Origin of the sequence: Pseudogemmatithrix spongiicola (genome assembly GCF_030623445.1) — a bacterium.
Classification (GTDB): domain Bacteria; phylum Gemmatimonadota; class Gemmatimonadetes; order Gemmatimonadales; family Gemmatimonadaceae; genus Pseudogemmatithrix; species Pseudogemmatithrix spongiicola.
On sequence record NZ_CP130613.1, the window covers coordinates 2,340,062 to 2,353,327 of the forward strand.

A 13,266-nucleotide genomic window follows, 5' to 3' on the forward strand; every position below is an offset into this window, starting at 1 on the left:
CGCCGCGCGCGCCGACGCCGCGCGCGATAACGACGCTTGCTGCCGACAGCTGCGGCTGCGGAAGCAGTTGTGGGGCGGCCGCCCTGTGGGGCGTGGGACGGCCTAGCGGCCGCCCCACAACTGCATCTTATTGGAGCAGCTGCAGCAGAAGCTCACGTTATGCTGACACCGAGGCGTTCACGTGTACGAATGGGTTTTCGGCTCCACTGAACCCTTCCACATCAGCGCGCCACGACGCCCTATCGAGACGGACAGCGTCGACCAGAGAACATCGCCAGCGTCGGAATCGGCTCCTCTTGGAGGCAGACTACCTGCGCGCCGAACGCTCCCACTTGGCCCCACGCTTCCAATGGCGGCGCAGCGACGGAAGTGCGCGCGGCGAGCGTATAGGTGAGATACCCGACGGTTCGTCGGCCCTGGGGAGTCATCCGTCCACGCGCGACGACAATGCCGAGGTTGTCCGCGAGCGACACGAGGTTGGACACGATGTCATAGGTGTCCCCTTGGCGTATCTCAGCGGCGAATCCCCCGCCGTTCGCAACCATTGTCATGACAGCGAACCCCGGCAATGCATAGACGTCATGCCGTCGCCCCTCGGGGTCGATGCGATGGACTTCACCGAGGGTCCGCGAGACGACCACGAGTTCTCCGTGGCGGGTGTCGCAGTGCAACGACCCCGACGCCTCATTTCGCAGAGCTGGGATCGCGGAGAGGGGATGGAGAGATCTTGGCTCCGCGAATGCGCGCTTGACTACGAGCCGATCTCCCTCGACGGCGAACTCCCTAAGCATGGTCGCCGAGTTTCGCACTAGACCGAAGAGTCGTCCACGCAGCAGGCACACGCCCTCCAGCGATGGCTCAGGGGCGGTGAGCGAACGGACGAATCGTAGCGAGTCCCCCAGCGAGTAGACCGACACCCGGACCGCCGCCCCGTCGACGACGAGCACTTCGCGTCGCGTCAAGTCGAAGTACACCGCGCTCGGTTGCCGGAACTCGCCCGGTCCTCCTCCCAGCCGGCCAATCTGCTGCCGTACCCGACCCTCAGGAGTGACGAGCTTGAGAAACGGCGCATCACGCTCCACTACGAGCAAGTGATTCGGTAACCGAAAGACACGTGCACGGGCGCCGAGTTCGGTCCCCTCACCTTCCTCTCCTCCGACAACCCAATTCGGAGCGGACTGCGCTTCGCAGTTGATCGCCGCAGCGGAAAGCGCGGCAATGAGCGAAATGCTGACAGTCAGTCTCACGTTGGCTCCTCCCATCGTCATGGCTCGCCGCCGCCAGCTCGCTTCGTCCACAGTCAACATATGTGCGGGATGGTTCACGTAAAGTCTCATGGCCTGTGTGCGCCGAGGCAACGTGGGATCGCGACGAGCAGCATAACGACGCTTGCTGCTGATGAACGCGGTGCGGATTGGGTTTGGCGGGGCCGCCGTGATGCCCTAGGATGGTTGCGGCGGCCCCGCCAAACCCTTTTTATATGAGCGTTCACAGCAGAAGCACACGTTATATGGACCGCCCGAATGGAGAGAGCATGGTCTCCCCGCGTCTCGCTCGCAGCTCTCGCTGGCTCGTCACGTCCTTCGCGCTCTTCGCGTTCGCCAGCGCGCTCACCGGCGGCCTCTTCTCACCGGTAGCCGAGCCCCGCTGGCAGCGGCTGATGTTCGCCACGGGCGTTTCGCTCTTAGCCGCATCCGCCTGGGTCGCCCCGATCGAGGCTTGGCTCACCCTCCCGCCGTCGCGGAAGCGGCTCTTCTATGGACTGGTCACCGCCGCGATCCTCCTCGGCGTCGTCCAGCTCTCCTGGTAGACCGGCGAGCGCGGCACCGGCGTCGCCATATAACGACGCTTGCTGCCGACAAGCGCGGCTAGTGTAGCGGTTGTGGGGCCTCAGCTTCATCTTGATGAAGGTCTGCTGAGGCCCCACAACCGCATCTTATGGGAGCGCTTGCAGCAGAAGCATACGTTATACCGATTTGACGAAGTGCAGCGCGTGTGCAATGTTCGCCTGCCCTGCGTTCGGCGAACGTCCTTACCGCGACAGAAGGAGCCCGAGCTCCACACGCGTCGTGACGTGGCTATCATCTCCCGACATCGCGTGCGTTCGCACGGTCAGGCGTGGACCGATGCCACGACGTGCCCCCGCAGAGATTGCGCCGCCAAAACCCGTACGCCCCACACCGAAGCGGGTATACGCCACGCTCGGGCCCACAAATACGCCCCAGCTGCGCGTCTCCGGCGTGAGCAACCATAAAGCCGCCGCTTCACCATAGATGCCCGACGACGTGCTGCCACCCGCGGTTCCGCCTGGCAATGCTCCGGCCCCAGCCGAGACGCCGAGCCGGAGTCGCCGTCCGCCGCCGAACTGAAGCGAGGCACCGAGCAGCGGCACGCGCACCGACGTGCTGCCGTCAAAAGGATCGAGCGGCGTCGCGAACTCCCCCATCCCCACGTATATCGTCGTCGCGACGCGCGCAGGATCCGGCGCGCTCGGCTGCGCTGCCAGTGAACCGCTTGCGAGGCTGAGCACACTCACGAGTGCGAGACTGGCGGATGAAGTCATCGATGAGCGCACAGTTCCTCCTTGGGTCACTCGTTTCGAGGCGTCTTCCAATAATCGTCGCACAAACCGCACGGGGGCTACGGTATCGCGCGTAACGGTATAACGACGCTTGCTGCCGACGAGCGCGGGGGCGGTAGCGGTTGTGGGGCCTCGCCTTCATCTTCTGTAAGGTTTGGCGAGGCCCCACAACCGCATTTTTCTGTGAAGCGGCGGCCCGCGTCAAGCCCCAGATGTGCTGACGCTGTTGCAACTCTCGATTGTGCCCGCGCGGCTCGAGGTGCTGCTCATCCTTCTGTTCGCGCTCACTCGTGAGGCCCGCGGCCTCGGCGCATTGGGGTCTGCGAAGGAGTGGTGGCGCCAACTATGGGTCGGCTCTCACCAGCGGCCATAAAATGCGTCGCGCTCACCACGCCCGATTCAGTCATCTCGATCCTACGCAGGTCCTGCATGCCCGCGGTGCTTACGCGGCGTGCACCGGCTCGCTCGGCGGCATCCGCAGCTGGCCCGCGTCATACGCCCGCTGATCCCGCCACATCGCATACAGGATGCCCGCGAGCCGCCGCGCCAGCGCGACCGCCGCGATCTTCTTGCCCCGCCGATGCAGGATGCGCTGCGCCCACGCGCGCAGCACCGCGGTGTCGGCCGCCTTCGAGCGGAGGATGCGCCACGCCGCCTCGACCAGGAGATAGCGCGCGCGGCGGTTGCCCGCCTTCGTGATGTGCCCGACCCGGCGCTTCTCGCCTGAGCTCCGCTCCCCGGGCACCAGCCCGAGGAAGGCCTCGAACTGGTGCGCCGACGGGAACCGGCCGACGTCATCCGCAATCGCGACGAGGCCGCTCGAGGTCACCGGCCCGATGGAGGGGGCCGTCTGCAGCAGCGCCACGATCGGGTCCGTGCGCCCCAGTGCCGCGATGCGCGCGTCCGCGGCCTCGATCTGGACGTTCAGCGGGCCGAGGACCGCGATCAACGGCGCGAGCTCGGCCGCCAGCGTCGACCCGAGGGGGAGCGCCGTGAGTCGCTCGACGAAGTTCGCGGCCGTGCTGCTCGGCACGCGCAGGCCGTCGCGGCGCACGAGCGCCTTGGCGAGCGCGATGCACCGCGTGCGCGTGCGGACCAGCGCCTCGCGCACCGCCAGCTCGGCGCGCACGTGGCGGCGCGCGGCCGACACGCGGTGCGCTGGCCGATAGGCGCCGAGCCGGAGCGCGTCGGCGAGGGTGCGCGCATCGCGCCTGTCCGTCTTCACGCGCCGACTCCGCGTGGCGTACATCGGCGCGAAGTTCGGGTCGGCGACAATCACCGCGTGGCCGAGCGCCTCCAGGTGACACGCGACCCATTCGCTCTCGGTCGACGCCTCGACGAGGATCCGCGCGGGCGGACGCGACCCCAGCACCGCCGTGAAGCGGTCACGGCTCGTGACGATGCGCCGCTCCGTCGCGTGCCCCTCCGCGTCGAGGATGCAGAGTTGGCTCTCGCGCTTGTGGAGATCAATCCCTATCATATCCATGGCGGCTGGCCTCCGCAGTGTGCCCCGTCGCGAGACGGTGAGCACGGTAGATGGTATGGGGCAGAACCTTGCACCCCGCGATGGGCGGAGGTCCAGCCGCCGCTTCATACCAACTATGGGAGCGCTCGCAGCAGAAGCAAACGTTAGCAGGACAGGACATGCCTCGACTCATTTTCACGGTTCTCCTGCTGCTCGCACTGCCGACGACGCTTGCCGCGCAGGCGACGCTCAGCGGGCGCCTCGTCGAGGTGTCGAGCGGTCGGCCCATGTTCTGCCTCCACGTCACACTGCTCGATAGCGCCGGTGTCGCGCGCGACTCCACGTACTCGGGGTTCGGCGGACTCTTCGAGTTCGCCGTGCCGGAGCACGCGGACTTTCGGCTCCGCATCTCCAGCCCGCCCGTCGTGGATGTGCAGACCGCCCCGGAGCGCACGGGCGCGGCGACGTTCTTCAGCCGGGAGTATCGCATCACCCTCACGCCCGACCCGCGGATCTTCACCGACACCCTGCCGGGCGATTCCATCACACCCATCGGCCTGGCACCGGGCTCGCCCGGTCCACGGTATCCCCGCGCGCTCCAGCGCGAGGGCGTCGAGGGGGCCGTGCACTATACCTTCGCCATCGACACCCTCGGCCAGATCGACACCGCCTCGGCCTTCCCGCTCCGCGCAACGCACCGGCTCTTTCTGCGGGCTGTCCAGGAGGCGCTCCCGCGCATCCGCTTCCGCCCGTGGTCCCCGACCGGCATGGCCACCTGCACCCGCGTCGTCCAACCGTTCCTCTTCCGGCTCCAGCGCTAGGCGCGCGCGCCTGCTAACGCCGCTTGCTGCCGACAGCCGCAGGTGCGGAACGGGTTGGGCGGGGCGTCCGGGATGCCCTAGGCTCGGTTGCGGCCGCCCCGCCCAACCCTTCTTATTGGAGCGGCTGCAGCAGAAGCACACGTTATGTTGACGCGCGTGTTCTTTCAGTCACGACAGCCCGCCCATCATGTGCCGTGGACCTGAATGCACCGAACTCGGCGCAGATAGCAGCCGATGGAGTCGGCAGGCGCCCCTGCCCCCGCCCGACTGGTTTCGCCGCGAAATCGAAACACTCCATCGCGTGGTCCACGCGGCGTCCCGCGGCGACGTTTCGCAGAGCGCTCAGCTCCTCACAAAGCTTCGCGGCGAAGCGTTAGCGGAGTGGTACGTCGAGCACGGGCAGCGCTCTGGCTTCTTTCGGGTTCGTAACGCGACACTCGCGCCTCGAACGGCGCGCGGGATTCGCGTGCGGATGCCTGCCTCCCCGAGACTGCGCGCCATCCTCGAGCGTGACAGATTCCGCTGCCGCTACTGTGCCCTTCCCGTCGTGCCCATCGCTGTATTTCGGTGGCTGAGTCGCGCACTCGGACCCGACGTCTTCCGGGCCGAGGGAAGCGGGAACGCCGCCAAGCACGGTGCCGTCATCGCGTTTCGCGCGAACTTCGACCACGTCGTGCCGCTCGCACTTGGCGGTCCGAATGACGAGCAGAACCTGGTCGCCTGCTGCTGGTCGTGCAACTATGGCAAGCGCGCGTTCACGCTCACAGAGCTCGGCCTCGACGATCCGCGCGATCGGCCACCGCTCGCAGATGCGTGGGACGGCTTGGTCGGCTGCATAGACGGGTTGCGAGCCACCGCACAGGCGCGGCGAGGAGCGCGCGCCAGCACGGGCGCAACATAACGACGCTTGCTGCCGATGGCCGCGGGTGCGGATTGGGTTGGGCGGGGTCGCCGTGATGGCCTAGGCTTGGTTGCGGCGACCCCGCCCAACCCTATTTATATGAGCGTCCACAGCAGAAGCACACGTTATGCCGACACGCTGCGCACTAGGAGTATGCCAAGCTCGTTCGTCGCGCTGATTGGGCCGCTTACGCTACCCCCGAACACGCGCCATACGCTCCGTGTCGGCGACGCAGGGGTCGAGCAGTTGATGCCTCCTGCCCAGCTCGTGCTGCTCGAGGTAGAAGACTTGGGCTATTGCCAACTCTATCGCTACACACTCGACGGCACGTTCGCAGGCGACACGTGGCACCAGTCGAGAGGTGACGCCGAACATCAAGCTCGATTTGAGTTTGGTGACGCCCTTGGCGAGTGGCACGAGTTTGTCGCGCCAGACGACGATTCGCACGAAGCGGCGATCGAGTGGGCGCGTCGGATGGGTGCGGCATAACGACGCTTGCTGCCGATGGCCGCGGCTAAGGATGGGTTTGGCGGGGCCTCCGTGATGACCTAGGCTAGTAGCGGAGGCCCCGCCAAACCCTTTTTATATGAGCGTCCACAGCAGAAGCACACGTTATCTGGACGAGGGAGAGATCAGCCTAATCTCACATGGGGATTCTCACTCGCTTCTGGTCGTACGTAAGCGACGGGCCGTTCCAGCTGCCTCGGCGCGAGTACCACCACTTCCACAACATCGTCATTCCGACCACGCGCGGCACGACAGAGGTTGACCACCTCATCGTGTCGCGCTTCGGCGTGTTTGTCGTGGAGCTGAAGGACTACTCCGGTTGGATTCTCGGCAACGCGAACGATTCGTTCTGGACGGCCGTGCACTTCAGGCAGCAGTACCGGTTCCAGAATCCCTTGCACCAGAACTTCGGGCATCTCAAGGCCGTCGAGGAGCTTCTGCACGTCAGCCAGCACGCGCTGCACGGTATCGTGGTCTTCCGCGGCTCATTCCGCTTCAAGACGGCGGTTCCGCCAGGCGTGCTGCTGCATCGGTACCGCAGCTGGGTTGCATCGCACCAGGATGTCCTGCTCGACGATGCGGCAGTCGTTCGCATGGTCACGACACTCGAATCTCGCGGCGAGCGTGGCTGGCTTGCCGGTCGGCAGCATGCACGATCGGTGCGTGAGCGCTATGCAAGCGACACCGAGTGTCCCAAGTGCGGTGGGGAGCTGCGCGTCCGGACCGCGCGGCGCGGATCCGGAGCTGGCTCGCAGTTCCTCGGCTGTTCCAACTATCCCAAGTGCAAGTTCACGAAGCCCCTCGGGTAGCGGGCGAGGATCGGCGCGCCGCCAGATAACGACGCTTGCTGCCGATGGCCGCGGGTGCGGATTGGGTTGGGCGGGGCGTCCGTGGTGGCCTGGGCTTGGTTGCGGACGCCCCGCCCAACCCTCTTATTGGAGCGTCCACAGCAGAAGCATACGTTATGCCTGCCTTTCCACTTTTCGCGCAGGATACCGATATGAACGAGCGCGAGTCCCCCTCCGCAATGGCCGTCCGTCTCTGGCGACGTGTACCATTCGCCTTCGGCGTCGCGATCGCATTCGGCTACCTCGGCGTCGACGCGCTCCTGACGGACCTCGGAGTCGTGGTCAACAGCGGCCCCAGTTGGCGATACGTCGGTGCGGCGAGCAGTGGCGTGGTCGGATACTTGATGGCCTCCGACTGGCGCCGCGACGCGCGAGAGCGTGAGCACCGCGAGATCGACCGCACGGAGGCATAACGACGCTTGCTGCCGATGGCCGCAGCTAGGGATGGCCTGGGCCGAAGCGGCCTAGCGGCCGCAGGGCCCAGGCCTCTTATTGGAGCGTCCACAGCAGAAGCACACGTTATACGCACCTAGGACGGCCTTGCCTACTCTCGAGCACCAACTGCAGGACGCATTCGCGCGCTTCTCCCAAGACCTTGCTCGCGAAGCACCTTGGGCGAGGGAGAACGAGCTGGTCAGTCTGTTCGCGTTTGGGCCGCTCGCTGACGTGGTGGCCGACGGTGCGCCGCTTTTCAGCCAACGCCAGATCGCCATTGAGTGCGCCGTTCCCCAGCGCGTGAACGCGGCGAAGTCCGGGCGTGCCAAGCGGGACGTACGTAAGGACCTCCTGATTTGGAAGGAGGCTGGGATGACAGCCTGGGATGCGACCGGCCGTCTCGCGAATGACCCGATTGCCGTTATCGAGTGGAAAGGCGGGCGCGCGAAGGCGGCTCGGCGTGAGTCACTCAAACGCGACCACGACCTCCGCTTCCTGCGCGCATTCGTCAAGGCCACCGGCAACGAGGCGTACTCCGCGCATGTCCGGTGGACGGGCAACGACTGGCACGTGAACGTGGCGCGCATCACCAGCGGTGCTGAATACCCGCATTGGTTCGACTCCGCTGAGCGCGCGGGCGTATAACGAAGCTTGCTGCTGATGAACGCGATGTGGATGCAGTTGTGGGACGGCCGCCCTGTAGGGCATGGGACGGCCTAGCGGCCGCCCCACAACTGCTTCTTATTGAAGCGTTCACAGCAGAAGCTGACGTTATCGCGACTCATACACATCGGACCGGATGAGAGCTATGTCTGAGGAAATGCTCGCTCGGGATGGATACGCGGCGCGTCCGCCGCTGTTCCGTGCGCTCGCGCTGTCCCTGATCAGCTTGGTCGTGGCGCTCATCGAGGGGCCGCGCTACATGGTCGTCCTGCTCGCGGCCGCCGCCGGGCTCGAGTCCCTGCGCTACGCCCATCGGCGGCGCGATGCCCTCACCTCGCCCGACGCACGCTAGCCGCTTTCGGTCCCAGAGGATTTCGCCGATGAAGAGTCGCCTCGCACAGCGCAGTGAGCGCGCGCAGCAAGCGCGCCGGATGCGCGCGAGCCTGACGGAGATGACGGGTGACAGCATCGCCGCTGAGGATCAGATGGTCGCGAGCGTCCTGCACCAGTTCATCCTCGGGCCGTTCCTCGTCGCCGGCCTGGCCGCCGTCTACTTCTGGTGGCGCGGCGACGAGATGACGCTCGGACACTTTATTGCCATGGGCGCCGCCGGTGCGATCCTCGGCTTCCGGTTCTGGCCCCGACGCAATCGACGCGCGGCGCGATAACGCCGCTTGCTGCCGACAGCTGCGGGTGCGGAAGCAGTTGTGGGGCGGCCGCCCTGTAGGGCATGGGACGGCCTAGCGGCCGCCCCACAACTGCGTCTTATTGGAGCAGCTGCAGCAGAAGCAGACGTTATCGCGACTCCCCCAGCATCCGCTCACAGATGGCTTCTCCTGCCGAGATCAGTGGAACACGTCGCGCCGTCGCGGTACTCGCGGCGCTATTTCTGCTCGCGTACTTGGGCGGCACGCCCGCTGCGGAGCGCGTCGCCACAGCCGTCCATCTCGCCGTCGCGTGCGCAACCGGACTCGCATATGCCGCAGTAGGCAGCTGGCCTCGTTCTAGCTCCGCGCGGACCTTTCTTGGCGCAGGAGTCGCCGGCATCCTCATAGCGGCGATTCAACTAGTACAGGCTGCTCCAGCCTCCGATTACGAAACGGGCACCGTTGTCGCGGAGAGCATTTTCACCACTCTGCTCTTCGGTGGCCTCGCAGCCCTTATCAGGCGTGGCGTAGTGCGCGACGAGAAGATCTGACCGATGCCGGTCTAACCACACTCGACGAGACTCCCCCGCTGCGCGATAACGACGCTTGCTGCCGACAGCCGCAGGTGCGGATTGGGTTTGGCGGGGCGTCCGTGATGACCTAGGCTCGGTTGCGGACGCCCCGCCAAACCCTTCTTATTGAAGCGGCTGCAGCAGAAGCACACGTTATACCGAGCTGTGCATATGACTGGCTTTTCACGGATTGTCGCCGCGCTACTTGTCGCGGTGCTCGTCGGCTGTGATCGTGGTGCCGCGCCCGAAGCGTCGACGCCCGATGCCGGCTCCTCGCCATCCACGTCCGCCCCCTCGGCCGTTCCCGACTCGCTGCAGATCGACGTTGCCCAGCTCACCCTCATCGGCTTTCATCCGTTCGCCACCGATTCGATGCTGGAGCGCGACGAGGCCCTCGCGACCATCCTCGATGACTTTGGCTATCACCTGAGCGGGGCCATGACCGCCCTCCGGGACTCCGGCTGGGTGGTGGACACCCGCATCGCGGACACGCTGCACTTCCGGTCGAGCGGCCGCACTTGGACTTGGATCCGGCCGGCGGACAGCGTCAACGTCGGCTACATCCTCACCGACTCGACGGGCCGCATCCGCACCCTGTTCGGTGTCCGCACGAACATCGACCTCGTCATCGTCGCCGACAGCTTCGCGCGCGGGTCGCGACGCTAGGATGGGCCGGTATAACGCCGCTTGCTGCCGACAGCCGCGGGTGCGGAGTGGGTTGGGCGGGGCGTCCGTGATGGCCTAGGTCGGTTGCGGACGCCCCGCCCAACCCTTCTTATTGGAGCGGCTGCAGCAGAAGCACACGTTATGTGGATCTGGCCACCTCCGGAGCATGCGAACGCATTTCCTGCCGCTCGTCGCGCTGCTTGTCACTGGGTGCGCCTCCCGACCCCCCGCCGTACTCGGCTCGCTCCACGGTGAGTGTCCGCGGCGCGAGAACTGGCTCGCGCAGGTCGCCGTCCGGCGGGCGGAGCGCCCGGAGCCGGCGCTCGCCACCGCTCAGCAGGCCGGTCTCGCCATCCAGGCGCGCGTCAAGGCCGACACCACCGACTCGGTGCTCGTAGACGCGCAGTTGCGCGTCTTCCGAGGCAATCAGGACTTGCCGACCACTCTCATCGCGACCGGCACCGTCGACAGCACGGGGTGGTTTACGCTCGACACGCCTGCTCCGCTCGTTGCCTACGTCCACGCACGCTGGTTCGGCTACGTGCCTCGCGGTGAGCCTATTCCGCTCCGCGCGGGCTATCGCGACACGGTCATCATTCATCTGCGCTACGACGTGGTTTGCCTCAGCTCGTGACCACATAACGACGCTTGCTGCCGACGAGCGCAGCTGGTGTAGCGGTTGTGGGGCCCCAGCCTCATCTTAGAACAAGGTCTGCTGGGGCCCCACAACCGCATTTTATGGGAGCGCTCGCAGCAGAAGCACACGTTAGGCCGACTCAACAAGATTCTCGGAGAGGACATATTGACCGTACTTCGCTGGATTGCCTTTGCTCCGCTCGCACTTGCCCTGAGTCTTGCAGCGGGTGGGCTGACTGCCTTTGTAAGCGAGTTGTTCGCGGGAGGCCCAAACTGGTACACTTGGCTCGTCAGCGGTGCAGTCACCGGGGGCGTGTGCTGCTACGTGGCGTTTCGGGTCGCTCCCACGGCCAATTCGCTGGTAAAGTGGGTCACCGTGGGCTTTGTCGGACTCGTGGGTGCGGTAGCCACAATTCGACCGATTTTTGACGGCGACGTCCTGCGCGCGCTTCAGGGTATTGGCATGCTTGTCATGGCCGTCACCTACGCACGGCAATCGCCGGCGTCTCTGCTGCAGAATCCAGAAGGCGTTCCAGAACGCGCCGAATCAGCAGCACTGTAGCTCCCTGCCGCGGAACTGACCGCGCCACATTGATGCACGTCCTTGAGTCCAGCACCCTTGTCACGTCCCTTTCGGAGAAAAGATGAGCGCCAAGCAGCGCAAGACCATCGTGCCCCTTGAGAATGGCAACGGGATCACGGTTTACTCGGGAGCAAAGGTCAGCACGGCTCTCGAGGAAGTGATGGCAGACATGACCTTGTACAAGGGAGTCAAGCTTTCGCAGGTGCTTGAAGCCGTATACTCACAGGGCAAAAAGGATGGAGCTCGGGACGCGTTCGAGAAGATGAGAGCGGGCCTAGAGCAGGCTGAATCTGCGGTTCCTCATCGTATCCCTGGACGACCGAAGAAGCGCGCCGCCAAGAAGAAGTAGTGCGGGCGCAGCCTAACGCAGCTTGCTGCTGATGGCCGCAGTTATGGATGGGTTTGGCGGGGCCTCCGCTATGGCCCGGGCTTGTTGCGGAGGCCCCGCCAAACCCTTTTTATATGAGCGTCCACAGCAGAAGCACACGTTATCGCGACCACCGACGGTCTGTGGCGTTCTCAGGCTTCCTGGGGCTAGATTTCCAGTATCTCTCCAGGAGCGCGCCGTGGTCGAGTCAACCGCCAAAGTCTTGCTGCGTCAAGCCGTTGAGCAGCTGCCTGATGACGCCACCGTCGAGGATGCTATCGAGCGCCTCGTCGTCCTTGCCGAGATCGAACGCGGCATCGCAGACGCTGACGCCGGTCGGACGATCAGCCATGAAGAGGTCAAGCGGCGCCTCGGCCTGTGATCGAAATCCGCTGGACCGAGCACGCCTTCGAGAACCTCCGCGGCATCCACGCGCAGATTGCCCTCAGCTCGCCTGCCGTCGCGCGCGAGGTGGCGGCCCGCCTCTGGGAGTCCGTCGGCCAGTTACGGCACTTCCCTGACTCCGGACGAATGGTACCCGAGCGTCGCGCTCCCGACCTGCGGGAACTCGTGCTGCCCCCGTATCGCCTCGTCTACCGGCGGCACGAAGCCGTCGTCGAGATTCTGACCGTGTTTCACGGGACGATGCGCTTCCCCAGGCGGCTCCCGGGCGAAGCGCGATAGCGACGCTTGCTGCTGACGGTCACGCTATTGATGGCGCGGGCTGCGCCCGCGCATTCAATTGGAGTGTCCGCAGCAGAAGCACACGTTATGCGGACTTGCGCGCGGGACGCTTACGGCCGACCGTCGCGAACGCTTCGCCGATCTTCGTGCCGGACGCCCCGGACACGATCAGCGACCGCACGAGCAAGTCAATCGAAACCGACTTGTCCGCAGCCTCCATCTTCGCCACCCGCGACTGGCTCGAGCCCAGCGCGCTTGCGAGCTGCGCCTGCGTCCAATGCCGCTCGACGCGCGCCTCCTTGAGCACGCGCGCCAGTTCGGCTCGCACCGCGACGAGCGTCGCCTCTTCGTCCGTCAGGCCCAGGAAATCCTGAGCGGTTCCGACCTTCCAGCCAGCCGCCTCCAGGCGCTGGCGCTTCTCCTTACGCATCGGCTCCTCCCGTGGCCTCACACGCTGTCGTAGCGCTTCAGCCGAGCCTTGCAGGTGTCAATCACGTGCTTCGGGGTCTGCCCCGTCTTCTTCGCGAACACTTCGAGGATCACGACGGCATCCTCGTCCAACCGATACATGATGCGCCACGTCACGTTCTCATCCACGATGCGCAGCTCGTGGCACCGCGGGCCGACGCTCGGCATCGGGCGCGAGACCGGCATCCCCAGCCGGTCGCCCCGCTGGAGCATGCGCAGCAGAACGCCCGCTTCGAGGCGCGCCGCAGCCGAGAAGGGTGGCGTCTTGACCTCGCCGTGCAGCCAGACCAGCGGCTTGTCGTGAGGGGACATTGGAGGAAGCTAATGTCACGACTGACATATGTCAATACCGACATAGCCGCATAACGACGCTTGCTGCTGACGGCCACGATGAGGATGGCGCGGGCTGCGCCCGCGCGTTC

Annotated in this window: 20 protein-coding genes; 14 read left to right on the plus strand and 6 right to left on the minus strand. The window is 65.6% G+C overall.

Translation table 11 applies throughout. The features are described from left to right. Window positions 1-239: 239 nt before the first annotated feature. Window positions 240-1,247: an NHL repeat-containing protein gene (locus Strain318_RS10710; RefSeq protein WP_367885694.1), complete on the minus strand. Its 1,008-nt coding sequence runs from the start codon at window positions 1,245-1,247 to the stop codon at window positions 240-242. A 287-nt stretch (window positions 1,248-1,534) separates the two neighbouring features. On the opposite strand from Strain318_RS10710, the gene Strain318_RS10715 reads away from it, so the two are divergent. Beyond that, window positions 1,535-1,810, plus strand: coding sequence for a hypothetical protein (locus Strain318_RS10715; protein WP_367885695.1), 276 nt, complete (start codon window positions 1,535-1,537; stop codon window positions 1,808-1,810). Between the two features lie 222 nt (window positions 1,811-2,032). Here Strain318_RS10715 and Strain318_RS10720 read toward each other — a convergent pair whose 3' ends face one another. Beyond that, entirely contained in the window at window positions 2,033-2,563 is a 531-nt protein-coding gene (locus Strain318_RS10720) for a hypothetical protein (protein ID WP_367885696.1), read from the minus strand. A gap of 460 nt (window positions 2,564-3,023) precedes the next feature. Beyond that, window positions 3,024-4,061 (minus strand): IS110 family RNA-guided transposase, encoded by a 1,038-nt coding sequence (locus Strain318_RS10725; protein ID WP_367885697.1) that lies wholly within the window; start codon window positions 4,059-4,061, stop codon window positions 3,024-3,026. A gap of 164 nt (window positions 4,062-4,225) precedes the next feature. Here Strain318_RS10725 and Strain318_RS10730 point away from each other — a divergent pair, with 164 nt between their 5' ends. The 12 genes from Strain318_RS10730 to Strain318_RS10785 all read left to right on the plus strand — a co-directional run bounded on the left by Strain318_RS10730 (window position 4,226) and on the right by Strain318_RS10785 (window position 11,674). After that, window positions 4,226-4,867: a TonB family protein gene (locus tag Strain318_RS10730; protein WP_367885698.1), complete on the plus strand. Its 642-nt coding sequence runs from the start codon at window positions 4,226-4,228 to the stop codon at window positions 4,865-4,867. Window positions 4,868-5,414: 547 nt separating this feature from the next. After that, window positions 5,415-5,768: an HNH endonuclease gene (locus tag Strain318_RS10735; protein ID WP_367885699.1), complete on the plus strand. Its 354-nt coding sequence runs from the start codon at window positions 5,415-5,417 to the stop codon at window positions 5,766-5,768. A 99-nt stretch (window positions 5,769-5,867) separates the two neighbouring features. Continuing rightward, a complete protein-coding gene (locus Strain318_RS10740; protein ID WP_367885700.1) occupies window positions 5,868-6,257 on the plus strand; it encodes a hypothetical protein in 390 nt (129 codons plus the stop codon). Between the two features lie 158 nt (window positions 6,258-6,415). Next, on the plus strand, window positions 6,416-7,084 hold the full coding sequence (locus Strain318_RS10745) for a nuclease-related domain-containing protein (RefSeq protein WP_367885701.1): 669 nt from the start codon (window positions 6,416-6,418) through the stop codon (window positions 7,082-7,084). A gap of 218 nt (window positions 7,085-7,302) precedes the next feature. Continuing rightward, entirely contained in the window at window positions 7,303-7,536 is a 234-nt protein-coding gene (locus Strain318_RS10750) for a hypothetical protein (RefSeq protein WP_367885702.1), read from the plus strand. Between the two features lie 127 nt (window positions 7,537-7,663). After that, window positions 7,664-8,203, plus strand: coding sequence for a hypothetical protein (locus Strain318_RS10755; protein WP_367885703.1), 540 nt, complete (start codon window positions 7,664-7,666; stop codon window positions 8,201-8,203). A 163-nt stretch (window positions 8,204-8,366) separates the two neighbouring features. Beyond that, a complete protein-coding gene (locus Strain318_RS10760; protein ID WP_367885704.1) occupies window positions 8,367-8,573 on the plus strand; it encodes a hypothetical protein in 207 nt (68 codons plus the stop codon). A 28-nt stretch (window positions 8,574-8,601) separates the two neighbouring features. Continuing rightward, window positions 8,602-8,889: a hypothetical protein gene (locus tag Strain318_RS10765; RefSeq protein WP_367885705.1), complete on the plus strand. Its 288-nt coding sequence runs from the start codon at window positions 8,602-8,604 to the stop codon at window positions 8,887-8,889. A gap of 722 nt (window positions 8,890-9,611) precedes the next feature. Further along, window positions 9,612-10,106, plus strand: coding sequence for a hypothetical protein (locus Strain318_RS10770; RefSeq protein ID WP_367885706.1), 495 nt, complete (start codon window positions 9,612-9,614; stop codon window positions 10,104-10,106). Window positions 10,107-10,272: 166 nt separating this feature from the next. Further along, a complete protein-coding gene (locus tag Strain318_RS10775) occupies window positions 10,273-10,740 on the plus strand; it encodes a hypothetical protein (RefSeq protein WP_367885707.1) in 468 nt (155 codons plus the stop codon). 168 nt (window positions 10,741-10,908) lie between these two features. Then, window positions 10,909-11,304: a hypothetical protein gene (locus Strain318_RS10780; protein ID WP_367885708.1), complete on the plus strand. Its 396-nt coding sequence runs from the start codon at window positions 10,909-10,911 to the stop codon at window positions 11,302-11,304. A gap of 82 nt (window positions 11,305-11,386) precedes the next feature. Next, the gene (locus Strain318_RS10785; protein WP_367885709.1) at window positions 11,387-11,674 is read left to right on the plus strand and encodes a hypothetical protein; all 288 of its coding nucleotides are present in this window, start codon (window positions 11,387-11,389) and stop codon (window positions 11,672-11,674) included. Window positions 11,675-11,900: 226 nt separating this feature from the next. Here Strain318_RS10785 and Strain318_RS10790 read toward each other — a convergent pair whose 3' ends face one another. After that, a complete protein-coding gene (locus tag Strain318_RS10790; RefSeq protein ID WP_367885710.1) occupies window positions 11,901-12,044 on the minus strand; it encodes a hypothetical protein in 144 nt (47 codons plus the stop codon). A gap of 26 nt (window positions 12,045-12,070) precedes the next feature. Here Strain318_RS10790 and Strain318_RS10795 point away from each other — a divergent pair, with 26 nt between their 5' ends. After that, window positions 12,071-12,376: a type II toxin-antitoxin system RelE/ParE family toxin gene (locus Strain318_RS10795; protein ID WP_367885711.1), complete on the plus strand. Its 306-nt coding sequence runs from the start codon at window positions 12,071-12,073 to the stop codon at window positions 12,374-12,376. Window positions 12,377-12,461: 85 nt separating this feature from the next. On the opposite strand, the gene Strain318_RS10800 is transcribed toward Strain318_RS10795, so the two are convergent. Beyond that, the gene (locus Strain318_RS10800) at window positions 12,462-12,806 is read right to left on the minus strand and encodes a helix-turn-helix domain-containing protein (RefSeq protein ID WP_367885712.1); all 345 of its coding nucleotides are present in this window, start codon (window positions 12,804-12,806) and stop codon (window positions 12,462-12,464) included. Window positions 12,807-12,823: 17 nt separating this feature from the next. After that, entirely contained in the window at window positions 12,824-13,156 is a 333-nt protein-coding gene (locus Strain318_RS10805) for a type II toxin-antitoxin system RelE/ParE family toxin (RefSeq protein ID WP_367885713.1), read from the minus strand. Window positions 13,157-13,266: the final 110 nt, after the last annotated feature.